The sequence below is a fragment of the Sphingomonas sp. ID0503 genome, from assembly GCF_048565625.1.
Classification (GTDB): Bacteria; Pseudomonadota; Alphaproteobacteria; order Sphingomonadales; family Sphingomonadaceae; genus JBLZUR01.
In genome coordinates this window covers 216,862-235,614 of sequence record NZ_JBLZUR010000002.1, presented here as the reverse complement: position 1 = coordinate 235,614, position 18,753 = coordinate 216,862, and the positions used below count along the sequence as shown (strand labels likewise).

The window sequence follows — 18,753 nt, the reverse complement described above, 5'->3', positions numbered from 1 at the left end:
CAATGGGGATGATGGACGGAAAGGCCGTGCTGGTCACCGGCGCGGGCCGCGGTGTCGGACGGGGCATCGCTCTTGAATACGCGCGCGCGGGTGCGGCGGTGGTCGTCAACGATCTTGGCGTCGCCCTCAACGGTGAGGGCGAGGCGGAAGGTGCCTCCCCCGCCGAGCAGGTGGTCGAAGAGATCCGGGCAGCCGGCGGGCGGGCGATCGCCAACCACGACAGTGTCGCCGACTTTGCTGGCGCCTGCGCGATGGTCACGGCCGCGGTGGACGCGTTCGGCCGGATCGACGCGGTCGTGAACAACGCCGGCAACCTGCGCGACGTGCTTTTCCCGCGCATGAGCCCGGACGATTTCGACGCGGTGATCGCCGTCCACCTGAAGGGCAGCTTCAACACCAGCCGCGCGGCCGCCCCCTTCTTCAAGGAACAGGCCTCGGGCGCCTATGTCCACATGACCTCCACCTCGGGTCTGGTCGGCAATCTCGGCCAGGCGAATTATGCGGCGGCGAAGCTCGGCATCGTCGGCCTGTCCAAGTCGATCGCCATCGACATGCAGCGGTTCAACGTCCGCTCGAACGCCGTCGCCCCCTTCGCCTGGACGCGGATGGTCAGCTCGATCCCCAACGAAACGCCCGAGCAGCAGAAGCGCGTCGAAGGCCTGAAGAAGCTGGTGGCGGAGAAGATCGCCCCCTTCGTCGTGGCCCTGACGAGCGACGAGGGCGCGGACGTGACCGGCCAGATCTTCGGCGTCCGCAACAACGAGATCTACCTGTTCTCGCAGCCCCGCCCGATCCGGACGGCGCATACAGCTGAGGGCTGGACGCCTGAGACGGTGGCCGAGCGGGTGTTTGCGCAATTCCGCAACGACTTCTACCCGCTACACAAATCGGGCGACGTCTTCACCTGGGATCCGGTCTGACGATGGCGCTGAATGCCGAGGCGTTGCTCGCGCACAGCTTCGCGCCGACGCGGCACGCCTATACCGAGCGCGATGCGATTCTTTACGCGCTGGGCCTGGGGCTCGGTGCCGATCCTTGCGACGCGGCTGACCTCGCCTTTCTGGATGAGCGTCAATTGCGCGTGCTGCCGAGCTATGCGGTCACCCTCGCCTCGCCGGGCATGTGGATACGCGACGAACGCTTCGGCGTGGATTTCAAGCGGCTTGTCCACAGCGAACAGTTCGCCCGCTTCCATGCGCCGCTCCCTCCGAAGGGCGAGATCATCGGCACCGGCGGCGTCGAGTCGCTCACCGATCGCGGTGAGGGTCGCGGTGCGGTGCTGACCGTCGCGCGCCAGATCGCCGATGCGCAGTCCGGTGCGCTTCATTGCGAGCTGCGGCAGACGCTGCTGCTGCGCGGAGACGGGGGCTTCGGTGGTCCCGCGCCTGCCAGGCAGGACGATCCCGTCCCCGCCCGCGTCCCCGATTACCAGTGTTCGGTGCCGACCAGCCGGCGCGCGGCGCTGATCTATCGCCTGTCCGGCGACTGGAACCCGCTCCACCTCGATCCCGCTTTCGCGAGAACGGCGGGCTTCGACCGACCGATCCTGCAGGGCCTCGCCTCCTACGGCATGGCCGGCATCGCGGTCGCGCGTGCAACCGGGGCCGACCCGTCGAGCATCACGACGCTGGGTTGTCGGTTCGCGGGCGTGGTGATGCCGGGCGACACCCTCGCCTTCTCCATCTGGCGGACCGACGATGGTTTCGCGTTCGCCGCGAACGTCGGCGACCGCATTGTTCTTGACCGGGGAGTGATGACCATTGGCTGACCAGCGCCCTTCGCCTGCCGCAGATCTCCGCGCACGGCTCCGCCTGCCGGTCATGGCCGGGCCGATGTTCATCGCATCGACAGCGGACCTCGTGATCGCGCAGTGCACGTCCGGTATCGTCGGCGCGATGCCCGCGCTCAATCCGCGCAGCACCGCCGCGCTGGACGAGGACATCGCCCGCATCCGCGAGGCGGTGGGGGACGCGCCATATTGCATCAACCTCGTCGCGCATGCCTCCAACGACCGGCTTGAAGCCGACCTCGACGTCGTGCTGCGCCACAAGGTGCCGATCGTCGTCCTGGCACTCGCCGCCAACCCGGATCTCGTCCGCACGCTGCAGGCGAACGGCAGCCTTGTCTTCCAGGACGTGGTGAAGGACCGTCACGCGCGGAAATGCGCGGAGATGGGCGTGGACGGGATCATCGCCGTGGGCGCTGGCGCGGGCGGCCATACCGGCGCGCTCTCCCCCTTCGCGCTTGCCGCCGAAATCCGGGAATGGTGGGACGGGCTGCTGATCCTGTCCGGCTGCATCGCCACCGGGCGCGCCGTGCTGGCGGCCGAAGTGCTGGGCGCGGACCTCGCCTATATCGGCTCCCCCTTCCTCGCTTCGACCGAGGCGAACACGCAGGACGGGTTCAAGCAGATGATCGTTGACAGTGCCGCCGCCGACATTGTCACCACCAACTGCTTCACCGGGGTCGACGCGAACTTCCTGCTGCCCTCGATCCTCGCCAACGGCCTCGACCCTGCGGAGTTGAAGAGGCCGGAAGGTGCCGCGATCAACATCAAGGGTGGCGGATCGAACCAGAAGGCGTGGCGCGACATTTGGAGCGCCGGCCAGGGGATCGGCGCGATCAAGCGGGTCGAGTCGGCCACCGCGTATATCGACCGGCTCGCGGAGGATTACGCCGCTGCCCGCCGGGCAATGAGGATGCCCGCCTAAGCGCGACGGACTGCCAGGAGGGTCGCTGGCGGCCACGGACTGGCGAACGGCCCGGAAAGTCTCAAAGGTCGCCCCTCAACGCGTGCGCCCGCGCCCGCCTGCGCGCGCTCGCACGCGGGAGGCATTATAGACGATCGAAAGAGCCAGCAGCGGCAAAGCACTTATTTTCCTACATCGGAAGGAAAAGCTGGCAGAGCTTCGATCTGCTCTGCGTTCGCGACTATGCGACGCTGCGCTCGTGTCCCGCCCAATAGGTGGCGCGAAGGTCCTTCTTCGACACCTTGCCCGAGGGGACGAGCGGAAAGGCGTCTACGAAGTCCACGCTCTTCGGCACCTTGTACGCGGCGAGATGCTGTCGGCAGTAGGCGATGAGGCCCGCCTCGTCGCTGTCATGGCCGGCGCGCGTGATGACGACCGCCTTCACGCATTCGCCCCAGCGGGCGTCCGGCACACCGATCACTGCGACGCCGGCCACGGCCGCGTGGGTCGACAGGACATTCTCCACCTCGGCGGAATAGATGTTCTCGCCGCCGGACACGATCATGTCCTTGGCCCGGTCCACGATGTAGTAGAGGCCTTCCTCGTCACGGCGGGCGATGTCGCCACTATTGTACCAGCCGTCCTTCAGCACCTGGGCGGTCAGTTCCGGCTGGCCCCAATAGCCGGTGGTGATCGACGGCTGACGGATCCAGAGGTCGCCTGGCTCGCCATCCGCCACCGGATTGCCGTCGCCATCGACGATGCGGAACTCGATCAGAGGCAGCGGCCGGCCGCAGCTCTTGAGCTTCTCCTCGCTGGTCAAATCATGTTCGTCGGGACGCAGGATCGACGTGGCGCCACCCGCCTCCGTCGAGCCGTAGAACTGCATGAACTGGCCCGGCATCGACGCGATCGCCCGCTTGATCAGGCCGAGCGAGATCGGGGACCCCGCGTAGAGGGTCAGGCGGATCGACGAGAAGTCGGTCGCCGCCGCCGCAGGATGATCCAGCAACATCTGCAGCATCGTCGGCGTGAGCGTCAGCAGCGTTGGCCGCCTGCGGTCGATCGCCTCCAGCACCACGGCGGGTTCGAACTGCCGAACGATGTCGATGGCGACGCCGTTATACAGGCATTGCAGCATGATGCCGATGTGGAGGAGGTGGAAGTTCGGCAGGGCGTTGACGAAGCTGTCGCCCGCCTGCCAGTCAAAGGCGGGTTCGAGATGCTCACTCAAGCGCATCATGTTCGATCCGCCGTGGCTGATCATCACGCCCTTGGGGCGGCCGGTGGTGCCGGACGTATAAAGCTGGAACGCGACGTCTTCGAGCGAGGGCTGCGCCGCCGGCTCGTCGGTGGCGAATCCAGCCACGATCGAGCGCAGATCACGCTCGGCATCGATCCAGATCGCCTCGGGCGGGTTCTCCAGCAGGGCCAGCGCCTGCGACCACAAAGACTCGCATTCGCGTTCGAGGATGACGTGCCGCGCGCCGCTGTCGGCGATCTGAGCCGCCAGCTCGGCCGGCGCGAGACGCCAGTTGTAGATGACCAGACCGCTGACCGTCTTCGCGCAACCGAACAGCGCGCCGTAGAAGTCGATGCTGTTGCGGCCCATGAAGCCGACGAGCCGGCCCTGCGCCGCGATGCCGTCGTTCAGCCAATGGGCGACCTGGTTGGCGAACCGCTCAAACCCCGCGAAGTCCAGCGTCTCGTCTGCCGTTCGCAGCGCCGCGCGGCTGGGGTCATGGCGCGCCCAGTAGGTCGGATACTGACCGAGGATGCGGATTTCCGGGTAGGCCCACATGGCTCAAGCTCCCCGGAACGTCGGCTTGCGCTTCTGCGCGAAGGCGGTGAGCGCCTCCCGCGCGTCCTCCGTCCCGGCACTCCGCGCGAGCGCCTGAGCCTCAAGCTCAAGCTGGGTTTCCAGCGGCTGATCGTGGACCGACAGCAGCAGGCGGCGCATCTCTCCGAAGGCCTTGGTCGGCCCGTTCGCCAGCCTGGTGGCGATGGCGGTCGCCTCCGCGATCAGGTCCGCACTCGGCACGACCTTGTCCGCCAGCCCGACCGCCAGCGCCTCCTCCGCGCTCAGCGTCTCGTTCAGCAGTAGGAAGCGGCGTGTGCGTCCCGCGCCCATGCGGCGGGTGTACATGATCGAGGAGCCGGCGTCGCAGTTGAAACCGATGCCGGCATAGGCGGCGACGAAGCGGGCATCCTCACCTGCAACGACGATGTCGCTGCCGGCGACAAAGCCGGACATGCCCCCGGCGCAAACGCCCTGGACCGCGGTGACGATCGGTGCGTCCATCCGCTGAAGCCGCGCGATCGCGCTATGCAGCGTCGTCGTCCACCGCTTGATGTTGCGGGGAAGATCGTCGAGGTCGCTGGTGAAAGCGGCGATATCGCCACCATAGCTGAACGCCTTACCCTCCGCGGTCAGCAAGACGCAGCGTACTTCCGCGTCCTCCGACAAGCGGATCGCCGCCTCCGACAATTCGCCGCAGAGGATGTCGTCGATCGGATTGCCGCGCGCCGCATCGGTCAGCGTCAAACGCGCCAGACCGTTCTCGACCGAGAGCGAAAGCTTCGCGAACGTCATAGCCCCTCCTATTTTGTGAACGAGTTTACGACATCGTTCGGGAGGGTCAAGCCGTCTTTGGCGGATTACTCAGCCAAACGGCGCCGTTCCCCGAACCAGCCGGATGCTGTTGGGGTAGACCGCGCCCGGTGCCACCGGCTGACCATGGATCTCGATCGCGGTCGCCGCACTGGCGAGGGCCAGCAGCAGCTTGCTCAACGTCGCCTCCTGAGGGGGAAGATCGTGCAGCGGGAACTTGGCGACATGGTTCATCGCCTCGGCAGCACGCTCCGTCATCGCATCGTAGAAGGCCTGGATGTCCTCCATCGTGGACTCGGATCGGATCTGGATCCGGCGCTCGGTATTCTCCGCCGCCCATTTACCGACGAAAGGCTCCAGCTCCTCGAACCCGTCCGGAAGGCGGGTCGCCGTCTCTGTCGCGATCATGCCAGCGCCTCCGCAACGCTGTCCGCCGCGACCCATTTCAGCACCTGATCCACCGAATAGCGGATGGCCACTTCGCTGTCCTGAAGCTGCATGCTTTCCTTGCCGCAACTGTCGATACCGGCCTGTGTCCGCGCGACGTTGACCAGATCCTCCAGCACGACCTCCGCCACACGGTTGATGTAGATTTCTTGCAGGAACCGTTCCTGGATCGTGGTCGCCTGCTTCATGTAGAAGCGGCCTTCGTAGAAGGATGTGTTCTCGGATACCGGCCAGAAATGGTGGACCCAGAAGCCGCCGGGTCCGGTGTCGATATGGACGTGCGGGAAGATGTGATTGACGTCCATCGACCAATGCGTCGATCGCGTCGGGTTGATCGCCGGATGTGCGAGGAAGCGTGCGGCATCTTCCTTGGTGGCCGCAGAGATGACGTTACCGGATTCGCCTGCCGCCGCAGCCGCAAGGGCCTCGACCTTGTTATTCGGGTCCAGCGCGTAGTCGGGATTGCCGAACATCGACACGGCCTGATGCGGCTTCAGCTGCGTGGCGCTCAGCAGCCGAGAATGCGGGTTCACGGCCGACGCGAAGGTGGTCCCGATCGTCTCCGGGTGGATATGCGGAATGTGATAGGTCTCGATGAACGCGTCGGCGACAACCTTCCAATTGGCGTCGAGTTCGGCGGTGAAGACGACCGGGTTCTCCGCGCCCTGATAGTAGAAGCCGGCGAGATGCTGCTTCAGGTCGCCGAGGAACTCGTCGAGCGAAACCTCCGGCTCACGCTGCAGGTTCACGAAAACCCAGCCTTCCCAGACACCGGTCGACATCTTGGTCAGGCCGCAATCGGCCTTGTTGACCTCGAAGAAATTGGATTCGTCGGTGATGCCCATAAGGCGACCGTCGCTGGAATAGGTCCATTTGTGATAGGGGCAGACGAACCGCGCCGACTTGCCCTGCGGCGCGTTGACCACCTGACTGCCGCGATGCGAGCAGCTGTTGTAGAACGCCTGAATGCCGTTCTTCGAACGCGTCACCAGCGTCGAGACGTTGCAGGGGCGAATCTCGCGGACGACATAGCTGCCGACCTCCGGCAGTTCCTCTTCGCGGCAGAGCATCAGCCATGCCCGCTTGAAGATGCGATCCCGCTCAAGCTCGAAGAAGGCACGCGAGCGATAGGGTTCGAGGGGAACCGGGGTCGTCGCCAGTCCCGCCGCCTCGGTCAGGTCTCCGCGCGAACCTGTCGCGAAACGCTGATGTTCGGCACCCATCGTCCAAGTCTCCCCAAATCTATCGTGTCAGTCAGCCGGCGATCACGCCAGCGCGTCCCTGGCCGTCTCCGCATCGATCCATTTCTGAACGTGATGCAGGTTGTGGCGGATCATCACTTCGCCATCCTGCAGCGGCATCGTGTCGTGCGCGCCGGATTCGAGGCCCTGTTGCGTGCGCTCCGTATTGCCGACGTCTTCCAGCAGGATCTCGCCGAGCCGGGCGATGTAGTGCTCCTGCTGGAGGCGCTGCCACACATCCTGCGCATCCGGCATGTGAAAGCGCGCTTCCCAGCGGGTGCTGTTGTAGGTGACCGGCCAGAAGTGATGCGTCCAGAATCCACCCGGCGACACATCCAACTGGAAATGCGGGAACAGCCAGGTGACGTCGACCGCCCAATGCTGCGACTTGGTTGGATTGATAGCCGGATGCTTCAGGAACACGTCCATGTCGTCGAGCCCGGCGGCGGACAGGACGTTGCCGGTCGCGATGCTGCTATAGGCCAGCCGCTCGACCCGCGCGCGCTCCGGCGGGGCGTATTCCGGGTTGCCATAGGTCGATACCGAGCGATGCGGCCCCCAACCCTGCGCGCTGATCGGGCGCGCATAGGGGTTTTCCTTGCTCGCGAATGTCGATCCGATCGTCTCGGGGTGGATCGCGGGGATGTGGTAGGTTTCGGCAAAGGCGTCGGCGATCACCTTCCAGTTCGCGTTGAGATGCGAGACGTAGAGGATCGACTTGTTCGCGTTCTGATAGGGAATGCCGCGATATTGCTCGCCGAAGTCGCCGAGGAACTCGGCCAGGCTGACTTCCGGTTCGCGCTGGAGGTTGATGAAGATCCAGCCTTCCCAGGTCTCGGTGGCGATCGACTTCAGCCCGCAGGTCTTCTTGTCGAGGCCGAAGAAGTTGCGCTCGTCCGGCACGCCGGCCAGCGCGCCGTCATTGCGGTAGGTCCAGTTGTGGTAGCGGCAGACGAAGCGGGTCGCCGTCCCTTCGGTATCGAGCACCAGCGTGTTCGAGCGATGCGCGCAGACATTGTGGAACGCCTTGATCGATCCATCCTTCTGGCGGCAGACGAGCACCGACGCCTTGGCGACCTCGATCGGCTGGACGAAATAGCTGCCCGGCTTCTCCAGCCGCTCCTCCCGGCCGAGGCACAGCCAAGCGCGCTTGAAGATGCGCTCCCGCTCCAGCTCGAAATAGGCGGGCGAGCGGTAGGGTTCGGTCGGGACCGGCCCGGTCGGCAAGTCCATGAGCGCGGTGAAATTCGTCGTCGGCCCGCGAAAATCGGCCACCATCTCGTTCATCGTCGCGCCTCCAACAGGCCGGGCAGGCGTCGCGACTCCAGCGGTCTCGTATTGCAGAACCGGTAGGCGTGAACGGCAGCCTGCATGTTTCCTCTCACAGACTCGGGCCGGTCGTGATCCAGCGCGTATGTCCTTCACGTATAGTGCCGGAAGACTGACCAGTCTGTCAAACACAGTCGGTCGGCGAAGCACGCCAACGAACCCGCCGATCTTGGCGCTTCCGCCGTGGACATCAAGCGTCGAGCCTCACAACCCCATTGCCGCATCCTGACCTAATGGTTAGGCTGTTTACGGCCTACCCGCCCGAAAGAGGCGGATGTGAAGCGATAGGAGCGCGCCCAGCGCGGCGCAGGAAGGATGAGCCGTGGAAGCCACGCGTGAGGCGATCGAATCGCGCCTGCTGGAACTGCTGGAGACGAAGGCCGCACGTCCGCGCACGGTAAGATACATTCCGAAGACGGTGGAAGAAGTCGTCACCGGCCTCGAACATCTCTTTGCCCGCGAAGCCATCCCGGCGCGCGCGCGCAATGTCCGCCGAATGGGCGGCGGCGCGTCCAAGGAACAGTTCGTCTTCGATCTGGAGGGCGATGTGCCGCCGCAGTTCGCCCGCTGCGTCCTCCGCATGGACCCGTTGGAGGGTATCATCGAGACCTGCCGCGCGCGCGAGGCGCAGGTGCTTCGCGCGGTTGCCGGGGTCGTGCCGGTCCCGCCCGTCCTGTGCGTCGATGACGGCAGCGCCATGGGACAGCCGGCGATGATCACCGGCTTCGTCGGCGGCGTGACCAAGCCGAGCGCCAGCACGAGCGGCCCGTCCGGCGTTCGCGCGACGATGGGCGACCGGGTGGGCGCTGCACTGACGCCGCAGTTCATCCGCCATCTCGTCTCGATCCACGCGACGGACCTCGGGTCGGCATCGCTGCCCGACTATCCACGACCGCGTGCGGGCACGACCGACGCCGCGCTCTGGCAGGTCAACTACTGGACGAAGGTGCGCGAGCTGGAGCAGATCGACGCTCTGCCCCTGCTGACCCTGGCAGAAACGTGGCTCTACGATCACCTGCCGGTCTGTGAGGAGCCGGTGCTGCTTCACGGCGACTATCGGATCGGGAATTTCCTGTTCGACGAGGACAGCCTGCAGATCACCGCCGTGCTGGACTGGGAACTCGCCCATATCGGCGACTTCCACGAAGACCTCGCCTATAATTTCGAGCCGCTGTTCGGAACGCGCAACAGCGAAGGCGAGCTGATGGCGGGGTCGATGTTCCCCATCTCGCAACTGATACGCGAATATAGCGCGCTGACCGGCCGGGTCGTCGATCCGAAGGTGCTGCACTGGTATTGCGTGCTGACCAGCTACAAGCTGATCGGGATGAACCATGCGTCGTCCATCCGCGCTGCGCGCGACGGCACCAATCACCAGAACGCCCTGCTCGCCTTCCTGGCCTCCTGCGCGGCGGGCATGTCGGACACGCTTTGCAAGCTTTTGAAGGGACATGTCGAATGACCCCGGACCCCGCGATCCGCCTCCAAAGCGTCCTCAACACCTTCAGCCAAGTTATCGTCCCCGCCATCGACCCGAACAACGCGCTGGCGGTCGAGCAATGCGGCGTGATGGCGGCGCAACTCGCCATGCTGATCGAACATATGCCGATGATTGGCGCCTATCACCGCACCTGCCTGAACGATCTCGCGCAGATCGTCGATGGGTTGCCGGAGGCGGCGGGCGGGCCGCAGACGATGGCGGCGGCGGAGACGCTTGCCGCCGATCGCGCGCAGGCCAGGGATGCGACAGACGACCGCGCCGCCTTCCACCAGCTGGGGCTCTCGCTCGAAAGGCTGATGCGCGCGGCGGCGGCAGATGGCGACCCTGCCTATCGGCGGCAGGTCGATGGGGCCGTCCTCGCCTTTTCGGAGCGGCAGTCGCTGCGGAGTCGGAGCTGGTTCAATTCGGCGGGCTTCGACCATTGCGAGGCCGAAGTGCCGCCGATCGCCGAACTGCTCGCCTGAGGGTTCCTCAGCGGGCGGCGTGTTCGAGATAGGCGGGCGGCCAAGCCACCTCCAGCCAGCCATTGCCCGGCCGCCCGTCGAAGGTCGCGCGCGCAGCGCCTTCGCGCAGGTGCAGCTTCGCGTCGGCGCGGAGCGTGTAGTGCGCGTAGAACTCGGCGGTCACCTCGGTGCGCCGTCCCGCTTCGTCAGTCACGGTGGCGGTCAGCCGCTGCTGCCAGAGGGCCTCATCGAACGTCACGTCGGATTGAACGTCGGTGACCTCCGCCATCAGCCCGTCCTTCACGACATAGCCGCGCAGATGCATCCGCCCGTGGACGAGGAAGCGCCACCAGTGGATCGACGTGCCGTCGGCGCTCTGCCCCTGGAACCAGTTGTAATGCTGGAACGCGCCCCAGTCGCGCGTGCCCCAGCTGTGGTCGCGATGGCCGACGGTGGTGAACGGTATCTCGCGACCCGCCAGGACGAAGCGACCGGCGACATGCCCGCTCTGCTCGATCCGGTCGGTCGCGGCGTAAGACGGGCAACCCTCCGCGTTGGTGCCATAGGCATAGGGCGGGTGGAACGCGTCGAAGCTGAACTCCACCAGCGCCTCGGCGCTTTCCCAGCGGACATCGGCATGGCCGAACTGCACGTCCTGCCGCATCTCGAAACCTTCGATGCGCCAGTCGCGCCAGTCGACATCGCGCGGGATCGGCCGGTCGGCGAGCTTCTGTTCGATCGGCGCGCCCACGCCCGGCCCGAAGATCGCGAGCGCCGCCCCCGCCTCGCTGTTCCCGTTCACCCAGGTATAGGTGAAGCAGGCGATCCCTTCATCGGGCAGGTGCAACAGATAGGGGCTGGATTCCCGCGCGGTGGGCAGATCCGGCAGACTGTGGCGATTGTCGTGGATCGGGTCCACGGCCAGCCCCGGACGGGCAAGCCTGCAAAGGGATGTCGCAGCGTTCATTCTAGATCCTCTCTACAGGCCGGCCAATCGCGACTTCGATCGTCAGAAGCGGACGGTGGCGTCGATGCCATAGGTGCGCGGCTCATTCCGCGCCCGATAGCCATTGCCGAACAGGTTTTCGAGTGCGATGCCGTACGGATAGTAGACGGTGTCGGTCAGGTTCTTGACCCAGCCGGAGATCGACACCTGCCCGATCGTTGCCGTGGCGCGGGCGTTGACCACCCAGTAATTGCCCTCGCCATTGGCGAACTTGCCCGTCGTGACGCTGGTGAGCGGCGGCCGGCTGTAGTCCTTGAACGAGTCATAGTAGAAGCGGCCCGTATAGGATGCGTCGGCATGCAGGGTGAACTTGCCCTCGCCGATGTCGAACACATCCCAGTCGCCGCCGAGGTTCACCGAGCTCTTCGCCGCGAAGGGGAACGGATTGCCCGCGACGCTGACCGCACCGCCCGATGACACGACGCAGCTGCCGATCTGCGCCGGGAAGCCCGTGACAGGGGTGGAGGGGCAGTCGCCGTCCTTATAGCTGGAATCGAGCAGGCCAAAGGCGGCGCTGAACCGCAGGCGGCGGGTGACGACGAGCTGCGCATCGACCTCCAGCCCCTTCAGCGTGCCGTCCAGCGAGATCAGGTTCGCCGTCGCGGTCGCGTCCACCACCTGACCCTGCTGGCCCTTGTAATCGTAGTAGAACACGGCTGCGTTCAGCTGGAACCGGTTGTCGAAGAAGCGCGACTTGAACCCGGCCTCATAGGCATTCACCGTTTCGGGCGGGACGAAATACACCTGGTTGGCGCTGCCATAGGCCAGACCGTTGAACGTGCCCGCGCGATAGCCACGGCTGTAGCTGGCGTAGAGCAGGGTCCGGTCGGTCGGCTTCCAATCGATGATCGCGCGACCGGACAGGCGGTTGGACGAACCCTTGCGCTCCAGCGGCGTAGGCGGCGCGAGGCCGAGACTGGAATAGGCCGGCACGACCACTTCGCCCGCCTCGTTCAGAACCGGTTGCAGGAAGTACGGGGCGAAGGCCCCGCCCTGCTGGAACCCGGACACGCTGACCAGACGCGCCACGCCGGCGTCGTCGTAATAGGTGGTCAGGCCGTCTTTGAACCGGTTCTTGTCCTTCGTGTAGCGAAGGCCCGCCGTGATCTTCAGGGTGTCGGTGATCTGGTAGCTGCCCTCGCCATAGGCCGCTAGGGAGGAGCGGGTCTGCCGGAAGTGGTTCTCGGCGCGAATACCGGTCGGCAGCGACGTCGCCGAAAGAATGGTGCCGTTGAAATTGCCACCGGGATTGAAATAGCTGGCCGGTAGGCCAACCGCCGTCCGGACATCGCTCAGCAGATTGAAGAAGTCCGGCCGGTTGTCGGTCGTGACGACATCCTTGCCGTAGAAGCCGCCGACGATGAACTTCACTTTGCCGGACGTGAAATCCAGGCGCGTATCCTGGTTGAAGGCGTGGAACTTCGATCCGTAACCGATGGCGCACAGTCGCAACGGCGATCCGTCGCAGTCGGTCGAGGTCTGCAGATACTCGCCGTCATCATATCCCGTGATGTTGATCAGGCGGAGCGTGTCGCTGAGGCGAAGCTTGGCGTTGAACACCGCGCCGCGCGCCCTGCTTTCGGCGGAGCCGATGGTGTCGAGTTCCAGCTGCCGCTCCTTCAGCCCGCGCGCATCCCGGCTGTACGAGGTTGGGACGAGCCCCGTCGGGGCGAGGCTCGAGAACAGGCCACCCAGTAGGAAGGTGGGGCTGGTATAGTCGATCACGTCGCTGTTCTTCGACTGCCCGGTGGGAATCGGCGGCTCCGTTCCGCCGATCGACTCGCCCGCATAGACCTTCACGCCGAGGTCCAGATCCTCGCTCGGCTTGAAACGCATGCTGATGCGCAGACCGGTGCTCTTGTACCCGCCCGGGCTGCGTCCACTGTTGCGGTTCAGCCCCGATGCGCCGCCCGCAACGCTGGTGTTCAAGCCGGCCGGCAGGATGTTGTGCAGGTAAGGGTCTGAATCGACATAGGTTCCCGCGATGCGGATGCCGAAGGTATCCGCGACCGGCGTCACCTCGACCGCGCCCTCCGCCGCGCGCCGGTTGAAGTTACCGTAGCCGAGCGTGACGTAGCCTTCCTGCCCTTCGAGCGAGGGACCGTGCGTGATGAAGTTGATCGCGCCGCCCGTCGTGTTGCGACCGTACAAGGTCCCCTGCGGTCCCCGCACGACTTCGATCTGGTTGAGATCGTACAGCTGCTGGCCGTGCGAGGACCGGAACGCCTGGTAGACCTCGTCCACATAGACGCCGACCGGCGAAGCCGCGTTCGCGTTGAACTCCGTACCGACGCCGACGCCGCGGACCGAGAAGTTCGGCTGCTGCTTGCCATAGGGCGAGGAGACCTGGAGGTTGGGAAGCGATCGGTTGAGATCCGACGTCTCGAACACGCCCGCGTTCTTCAGCGCCGCCGAGGAGATCGCGGAGACGGCGACGGGGACGTTCTGCAGGTTCTCCGACCGGCGGGTCGCCGTCACGATGATGTCGGCGATTTGGGCGGTGTTGGTCTCTTCCGCCCCGGTCGCAACATCAGCCGTGTTGGCCGGTGTCGCCGCCTGAACGCCGACGGAGCGAGTCGGCTGATCCTGAGGAACGGTCTCCATCGCGCCAGCGGCAGGCGGCGGCGCGGACTGGCTTCCGTCCGGCACCTGTGTCGCCTGTGCGCTCACCACTGCAGGATGGAGGGACGTTACGGTAACCGCGGCGATGCCGCAGAGCAGTTTGGACCTCATGGGCAAATTCCTCTCCTGTACCGCCGACGCTATTTTTTACGTTTCCGGCGTACGCAAAGTACGTGCCCTGCCGTACTTGTCAACAGGTTTACGGACTAAAAAGAGGGCGCAATTGCCCTCAAACTCACGGAAGCAGCGAGCAACTGAAGATCAGGATCGCACAGGCTGCTGTCCATAGAGCGAAATAGACCTGAAGGCCGCGCGATACCGTGCGCAGGTCCATGAAGCGGATGAGGATGATGCCGACTTTCACCGCGGTGATGCTCATGATCAGCGCGACGGCGAGCGCCCGGTTCTCCAGAATTTCGGCGAAGCAGAAGCTGATCGCGCTTATGACGAGGAGCGCGAGCCATGCACGCGTCACTGCTGTGATGCCTGCCATTAGCGCGCTCCCAACAGGTAGAGCATTGCAAAGAGGAACACCCACAACAGATCCACGAGGTGCCAGTAGAGGGCGCCGGATTCGAGCCAGACCGGATAGCTTGCCGCCGGCCTTCCCTGCGCCGCCGCCCGCGCGCCGGCGATCAGCACGCCGAGGATCAGGAGACCCACGAGGTAGTGGAGCAGGTGAACGCCGGTCAGCGCGAAGTAGAAGGTGAAGAACTCATTGGTCAGCGGGTTTATGCCCGCTTCGATCTTCACCGCATACTCGTAGGCCTTGAGCAGCGCGAATCCGCTGCCGACCACCAGCGCCGCCACCAGATTGCGCAGCGTGGCGGCCGCATCGCCCCGGCGGAACAGATGCGTCGCCCGCGCCACCAGCCAGCTGCTGGTGATCAGGATGCCGGTGTTAATGAGCCCGATACGGTCATCGAGCATCCGGGACGAGCGATCGAACAACGCCGCCTGCCCGATCCGCTCCGTCATGAACACCAGGAAGAAGAGGCCGAAACTGGCACAATCCAGCGCGATGAACGTCCAGATGCTCGCCGTCTTCTCGGTCTCATGCGCCCTGTCGGCGACCTCGCTCATGCGCGCGCGCCCGTTTCCCTATGCTCCAGCTCCAGCCGGGTGATCGCCTTCAAGATATAGATCGACAAAACCAGCATCATCAGGAAGAACAGCGAGAATTCCACCCAGTAGTTCAGCAGGCCGTTGCGGGCGAACGGCCCGTCGGTCACCAGCGGCATCATCGTTTCCAGGACGAAGCTGATGCCGACCCACATGGTCAGCCAGGCGACCCAGGCCGGGACGAGCGGCTGCGGCCGCTTGTCCGAGAGGAAGCAGATGCCGATCGCGATCGTCTGCAGCGTCGTCAAAGAATAGGCCATGTCGAAGAAGAACCAGGCAAAGTCATAGAGGATCTGAAGCGTCCTCGGGTCCATGACCTCCGGCCGGTAAGCCAGCGTCAGCCACATCGCGCAGGGCACGACGAAAACGACGGTGGTGAAACCGGCGCCCCAGATCTGCAGCGTGGACAAGACATTGTTGTCCTCTTCCACCCGCTCCATCACCTTGGAGATGGCGACACCCCAGACGAGGTAGAGCACCGAGAACGGCAGTTGCAGGATCATGCCGATGCGGATCGTCGGCGCGTGGCGGCGCAGTTCGGCGGCGAAAGCCTCGGCATCCAGCGCGGGAGAGATCGGCGGGATGTTGCGGCCGAGCACCCCCCAGAAAAGCACGGTTGCGGCGAGCAGGATCAACCCGCTCCAGGCGCACGCACGGACGTAGCGATAAGGCCGAACCACGGCGATCCCCTCTGCTTTCGTTGTTTTGCGTAGAATACATACACAAACATGTGACGCAACACTTAGATCACACGTTTACGACATCCGGCGGTCAGCGCAGCGCTTCTTCGATCCCCCGCAGCGTATCGGGATAACAATCGAAGCCGGTTGCCGCGACAAAGGCCCGCTCCCGCGCGATCTGGCGCTCGCTATGCGCGAGTATTTGAGCGCGCAGCTTTCCGTTAGCCGAAGGATCCGCCAGCGCGGCGCGGATCAGCGCGGCGAGCGCGTCGCGCAAGGCGCGGTTCGCCTCACGCAGCGCCGAGAGCGGGCGATCGAAGCGCGCGGCGCATTCGTCGGCGGCGCGGATCACGTCGCGCGCACCACCGACCTCGTCTGCATCGGCGGGCAAGCGATCGATCAGTTCGCGCGCCAGCGCGCCCATCTCGCGCGCCTCCACGACTTCGAACCAATGGGCGTAGTCCGACTGGTCGCGAAGAACGCGAAGCGAGCCGATCACGAGGTGAAGCTGCTCGACGGCGGCGGACTGGGCCGGGTCGATCGCGGGGAGGATGGTCTCGGTCAGAGCCTTTTCGACCGAGCGGAGCCGAAGATCGAAGCTGGGCTGCATCCTCGCCTCCTTACGGCTCGAAACCCTGGCCGGTCAGCGAGTCGAGCGGCCAGTTTTCCTGCGCCTGTCCCGATCCCTCACGATCCTTGTAGGTCCAGCGGACCAGCGACAGGATCGGCATGCTGCAGCTGTAGCAGGCCCAGGGCTGCTGCGCGACGACCGTGCCGACCAGCCGGTATTCCGCGCCGTCGAGGTCGGTGAGGACCGCCTCGTAGCCACCCGGGAACACCTTCTTCCCACCCGGACGGATCGCACGGATGCGACCCGCCGTCAGCCCGCGTACGCGCCCGTCGATCAGGGCATAGCCATGGGCCAGCTTGAACTGATCCCAGCCGATCGCCAGCGGATCGAAGCTCCAGATCGTCTGGAAGGCGAGGTCGGTGCCGAAATTGGCATTGATCCACCCCATCGAGCGCATGCCCCGCTCGCCACGCGGACCCCAGCTATGGTCCATCGTGGTCACGCAATCGACGTCATAGCTCTTGCCGCGCACCTTGATCGTGCCGGTGACCTGCGCGGTCATGTCGAAATGGTTGGCATAGGCCGCACCGAAGCCGCTGGCGTTGGGGTCATGCGACGCCAGCGGGTCCATCCCCTGATCGTGGATGTCGAACGGCTCCATCAGCCCACGCACATCCCAGTGCAGTTCGGTGTCGTCGACACCCACATAGTCGATCCGGTAAGTCCGCTCGTCCTTTGCCTCCAGCGTCAGACCATTTGGTAAGGTAAATGACTCGAATCGCTCCGGCAGAGGCAGGTGCTGCTGGAAATCGGCATAGCGCGCCTCCAGCGAGATCCGGCCGATGCGGTCGATCACCTCGACGTCGCAGACCATGGCCCCAACCCCGGGCCGCGCGACAAGGTAGACCCAGGCGACGAGGTTCGGTTCGGGAAGGTAAATCGAGAAAAACGAGGTCTCGGCCCAGTCGTAGGTGACGTTTTCCGGCGTGTGATATCCAACATCTTCGGAACGGATCATCTCGCTCTCCTCTTTCGCCGCGATCGCGTGCCGCAGCCTCCGGCGCTCATGTAACGCGAACTCCAGTTAAAAACCAAATGGTCAATTTGCAATTGTGTCCTTCGCTCTGCTGGCATAGGCTTTGCGCAAAGCCCGCATCGACGGGTCGGAGGAGAGGACAGCCATGATCGACACGCCAGCGCTCCGCGAACGTCCGACCGAGGATTGGATCGCGTCGCTGCGGCAGCGCTTTCCCACCGAGCCGGCGGTGGACCAGACGCTGACGGAAAAGCTGATGCGTCGGCGCGAGCGCAAACATTACTCATCGCCACCGCTGGAGATCGTCGGCGAGCGGCTGAACCGCTTCCTCGAAACTCAGGTAGAAGGCCCCTTTACCGTCCGCAATCTTCGCCCGCTGACCGGCGGCGCGTCCAAGGAGCAGTTCCTGTTCGATCTCGACTGGTCGCACGATGGCGAGCGACGGCAGCGCGAGACGATGGTCCTGCGCTGCGAGCCGGCCGCCTCGATCGTGCAGACAAGCCGCCGCCGCGAGTTCGAGCTGATGCAGTTCGGCGGGACGATCATCCCCGCCCCGCCCGTCTACTTCATCGACGAGGACGGATCTCAGATGGGCACGCCGTCGCTGGTCTCCGGCTTCGTCCGCGGCGTGACGAAGCCGAGCAAGGTCTCATCGAACGTCAGCGGCATCGGAACCCATTTCACGCAGGAGTATCGCGAGGGGCTGGCCCCCGACTACGTCCGCTGCATGGTGGAACTGCACCGCGCCACGGTGCCGGCCGACGCCCTCCCCAGCTTCGTCCACCCCCGCGAGGGCACCACCGAAGCGGCCGACCTTGCGGTCAACTGGTGGTCGCGGACCTGGGCGGAGGATCTCTACGAAGACACCCCGATCGCCGTCCTGACGCAGGAATGGCTACGCGGGAACGCGCCGATCTTGGATCGCCTCTCGGTCGTGCATGGCGATTTCCGCACCGGCAACTTCCTCTTCGACGAGGCGACCGGCGAGATCACGGCTGTGCTCGACTGGGAACTCGGCTATTTGGGCGATCGGCACGCCGACCTCGCCTATATCCTCACCGACTTCTACGTCACGCGGGAGGACGGCAAGCCGTTCCACTGCGGCATGTTCGAGAGCGAGGCGCAACTGCTCGACGCCTATGCGGCGGCGGGCGGCCTGCCCATCGATCCGCAGAAGCTCGCCTGGCACAAGGTCCTGTCCACCTGGAAGCAATTCGTCCTGTCGCTCGGCTGTGCGCTCCGCGCGGGCGACGGGCAGACGCATCAGGACGTCCTGCTCTCCTTCCTGGCGGCAGGCGGATACACGATCTCGGAGGCGCTCCGTCGTCTCCTCGAAAAACATGGCTGAAGGTCAAGCAAACCCTGAACGGCCCAACTAAAGCGATTGACAGAAAGCCTTTACTTTAGATAACGTATAGTCGGTTTTGTTGATGCTTGCAGGGTGCGTGAAGGAA

General features: G+C 64.9%; 18 protein-coding genes. 6 read left to right on the top strand and 12 right to left on the bottom strand.

What is annotated here, in order from left to right:
* Positions 1-2 precede the first annotated feature (2 nt).
* Genes ACM608_RS02125 through ACM608_RS02115 form a run of 3 tightly spaced genes read left to right on the top strand, consistent with a single transcriptional unit; the run spans position 3 to position 2,711 of the window.
* The gene (locus ACM608_RS02125) at positions 3-920 is read left to right on the top strand and encodes an SDR family NAD(P)-dependent oxidoreductase (RefSeq protein WP_419681444.1); all 918 of its coding nucleotides are present in this window, start codon (positions 3-5) and stop codon (positions 918-920) included.
* 2 nt (positions 921-922) lie between these two features.
* The gene (locus tag ACM608_RS02120) at positions 923-1,768 is read left to right on the top strand and encodes a MaoC/PaaZ C-terminal domain-containing protein (RefSeq protein ID WP_419681442.1); all 846 of its coding nucleotides are present in this window, start codon (positions 923-925) and stop codon (positions 1,766-1,768) included.
* Positions 1,761-2,711: an NAD(P)H-dependent flavin oxidoreductase gene (locus ACM608_RS02115; RefSeq protein ID WP_419681440.1), complete on the top strand. Its 951-nt coding sequence runs from the start codon at positions 1,761-1,763 to the stop codon at positions 2,709-2,711. The genes ACM608_RS02120 and ACM608_RS02115 overlap by 8 nt, the downstream gene beginning before the upstream one ends.
* A gap of 220 nt (positions 2,712-2,931) precedes the next feature.
* On the opposite strand, the gene ACM608_RS02110 is transcribed toward ACM608_RS02115, so the two are convergent.
* The 5 genes from ACM608_RS02110 to ACM608_RS02090 all read right to left on the bottom strand — a co-directional run bounded on the left by ACM608_RS02110 (position 2,932) and on the right by ACM608_RS02090 (position 8,276).
* The gene (locus ACM608_RS02110) at positions 2,932-4,491 is read right to left on the bottom strand and encodes a class I adenylate-forming enzyme family protein (RefSeq protein ID WP_419681438.1); all 1,560 of its coding nucleotides are present in this window, start codon (positions 4,489-4,491) and stop codon (positions 2,932-2,934) included.
* A 3-nt stretch (positions 4,492-4,494) separates the two neighbouring features.
* Entirely contained in the window at positions 4,495-5,283 is a 789-nt protein-coding gene (locus tag ACM608_RS02105) for an enoyl-CoA hydratase/isomerase family protein (RefSeq protein ID WP_419681436.1), read from the bottom strand.
* Between the two features lie 69 nt (positions 5,284-5,352).
* Positions 5,353-5,709: a hypothetical protein gene (locus ACM608_RS02100; protein WP_419681434.1), complete on the bottom strand. Its 357-nt coding sequence runs from the start codon at positions 5,707-5,709 to the stop codon at positions 5,353-5,355.
* Positions 5,706-6,971 carry an aromatic ring-hydroxylating oxygenase subunit alpha gene (locus ACM608_RS02095; protein ID WP_419681432.1) on the bottom strand — a complete coding sequence of 422 codons (1,266 nt, stop codon included), beginning with the start codon at positions 6,969-6,971 and terminating at the stop codon, positions 5,706-5,708. The genes ACM608_RS02100 and ACM608_RS02095 overlap by 4 nt, the downstream gene beginning before the upstream one ends.
* 42 nt (positions 6,972-7,013) lie before the next feature.
* Positions 7,014-8,276 (bottom strand): aromatic ring-hydroxylating oxygenase subunit alpha, encoded by a 1,263-nt coding sequence (locus tag ACM608_RS02090; RefSeq protein WP_419681430.1) that lies wholly within the window; start codon positions 8,274-8,276, stop codon positions 7,014-7,016.
* Between the two features lie 364 nt (positions 8,277-8,640).
* On the opposite strand from ACM608_RS02090, the gene ACM608_RS02085 reads away from it, so the two are divergent.
* Positions 8,641-9,780: a phosphotransferase family protein gene (locus ACM608_RS02085; RefSeq protein ID WP_419681428.1), complete on the top strand. Its 1,140-nt coding sequence runs from the start codon at positions 8,641-8,643 to the stop codon at positions 9,778-9,780.
* A complete protein-coding gene (locus ACM608_RS02080) occupies positions 9,777-10,283 on the top strand; it encodes a hypothetical protein (RefSeq protein WP_419681426.1) in 507 nt (168 codons plus the stop codon). Before ACM608_RS02085 ends, ACM608_RS02080 begins: the two co-directional genes overlap by 4 nt.
* A 7-nt stretch (positions 10,284-10,290) precedes the next feature.
* Here the strand turns inward: ACM608_RS02080 and ACM608_RS02075 are convergent, their stop codons facing one another.
* The 7 genes from ACM608_RS02075 to ACM608_RS02045 all read right to left on the bottom strand — a co-directional run bounded on the left by ACM608_RS02075 (position 10,291) and on the right by ACM608_RS02045 (position 17,281).
* A complete protein-coding gene (locus ACM608_RS02075; RefSeq protein WP_419681424.1) occupies positions 10,291-11,229 on the bottom strand; it encodes a DUF7064 domain-containing protein in 939 nt (312 codons plus the stop codon).
* A gap of 42 nt (positions 11,230-11,271) precedes the next feature.
* The gene (locus ACM608_RS02070; RefSeq protein WP_419681422.1) at positions 11,272-14,001 is read right to left on the bottom strand and encodes a TonB-dependent receptor; all 2,730 of its coding nucleotides are present in this window, start codon (positions 13,999-14,001) and stop codon (positions 11,272-11,274) included.
* 124 nt (positions 14,002-14,125) lie between these two features.
* Positions 14,126-14,383 carry a cytochrome C oxidase subunit IV family protein gene (locus ACM608_RS02065; RefSeq protein ID WP_419681420.1) on the bottom strand — a complete coding sequence of 86 codons (258 nt, stop codon included), beginning with the start codon at positions 14,381-14,383 and terminating at the stop codon, positions 14,126-14,128.
* Positions 14,383-14,973 (bottom strand): cytochrome c oxidase subunit 3, encoded by a 591-nt coding sequence (locus tag ACM608_RS02060; RefSeq protein WP_419681418.1) that lies wholly within the window; start codon positions 14,971-14,973, stop codon positions 14,383-14,385. Before ACM608_RS02060 ends, ACM608_RS02065 begins: the two co-directional genes overlap by 1 nt.
* Complete coding sequence (locus ACM608_RS02055) at positions 14,970-15,692, bottom strand: DUF4386 family protein (protein WP_419681416.1); 723 nt, start codon at positions 15,690-15,692, stop codon at positions 14,970-14,972. Before ACM608_RS02055 ends, ACM608_RS02060 begins: the two co-directional genes overlap by 4 nt.
* Positions 15,693-15,783: 91 nt before the next feature.
* A complete protein-coding gene (locus ACM608_RS02050) occupies positions 15,784-16,302 on the bottom strand; it encodes a hypothetical protein (RefSeq protein ID WP_419681414.1) in 519 nt (172 codons plus the stop codon).
* Between the two features lie 10 nt (positions 16,303-16,312).
* Positions 16,313-17,281, bottom strand: a complete 969-nt coding sequence (locus ACM608_RS02045) for a DUF7065 domain-containing protein (protein WP_419681412.1) — start codon at positions 17,279-17,281, stop codon at positions 16,313-16,315.
* 163 nt (positions 17,282-17,444) lie between these two features.
* Between ACM608_RS02045 and ACM608_RS02040 the strand changes: the two genes are divergently transcribed.
* Positions 17,445-18,647 carry a phosphotransferase family protein gene (locus tag ACM608_RS02040; RefSeq protein ID WP_419681410.1) on the top strand — a complete coding sequence of 401 codons (1,203 nt, stop codon included), beginning with the start codon at positions 17,445-17,447 and terminating at the stop codon, positions 18,645-18,647.
* Positions 18,648-18,753 lie beyond the last annotated feature (106 nt).

Coding starts and splice junctions, on each gene's coding strand:
- ACM608_RS02095 (WP_419681432.1), bottom strand. CDS start 6,971: ATGGGTGCCGAACATCAGCGTTTCGCGACAGGTTCGCGCGGAGACCTG.
- ACM608_RS02060 (WP_419681418.1), bottom strand. CDS start 14,973: ATGAGCGAGGTCGCCGACAGGGCGCATGAGACCGAGAAGACGGCGAGC.
- ACM608_RS02110 (WP_419681438.1), bottom strand. CDS start 4,491: ATGTGGGCCTACCCGGAAATCCGCATCCTCGGTCAGTATCCGACCTAC.
- ACM608_RS02045 (WP_419681412.1), bottom strand. CDS start 17,281: ATGATCCGTTCCGAAGATGTTGGATATCACACGCCGGAAAACGTCACC.
- ACM608_RS02100 (WP_419681434.1), bottom strand. CDS start 5,709: ATGATCGCGACAGAGACGGCGACCCGCCTTCCGGACGGGTTCGAGGAG.
- ACM608_RS02090 (WP_419681430.1), bottom strand. CDS start 8,276: ATGAACGAGATGGTGGCCGATTTTCGCGGGCCGACGACGAATTTCACC.
- ACM608_RS02065 (WP_419681420.1), bottom strand. CDS start 14,383: ATGGCAGGCATCACAGCAGTGACGCGTGCATGGCTCGCGCTCCTCGTC.
- ACM608_RS02040 (WP_419681410.1), top strand. CDS start 17,445: ATGATCGACACGCCAGCGCTCCGCGAACGTCCGACCGAGGATTGGATC.
- ACM608_RS02080 (WP_419681426.1), top strand. CDS start 9,777: ATGACCCCGGACCCCGCGATCCGCCTCCAAAGCGTCCTCAACACCTTC.
- ACM608_RS02070 (WP_419681422.1), bottom strand. CDS start 14,001: ATGAGGTCCAAACTGCTCTGCGGCATCGCCGCGGTTACCGTAACGTCC.
- ACM608_RS02105 (WP_419681436.1), bottom strand. CDS start 5,283: ATGACGTTCGCGAAGCTTTCGCTCTCGGTCGAGAACGGTCTGGCGCGT.
- ACM608_RS02125 (WP_419681444.1), top strand. CDS start 3: ATGGGGATGATGGACGGAAAGGCCGTGCTGGTCACCGGCGCGGGCCGC.
- ACM608_RS02075 (WP_419681424.1), bottom strand. CDS start 11,229: ATGAACGCTGCGACATCCCTTTGCAGGCTTGCCCGTCCGGGGCTGGCC.
- ACM608_RS02050 (WP_419681414.1), bottom strand. CDS start 16,302: ATGCAGCCCAGCTTCGATCTTCGGCTCCGCTCGGTCGAAAAGGCTCTG.
- ACM608_RS02120 (WP_419681442.1), top strand. CDS start 923: ATGGCGCTGAATGCCGAGGCGTTGCTCGCGCACAGCTTCGCGCCGACG.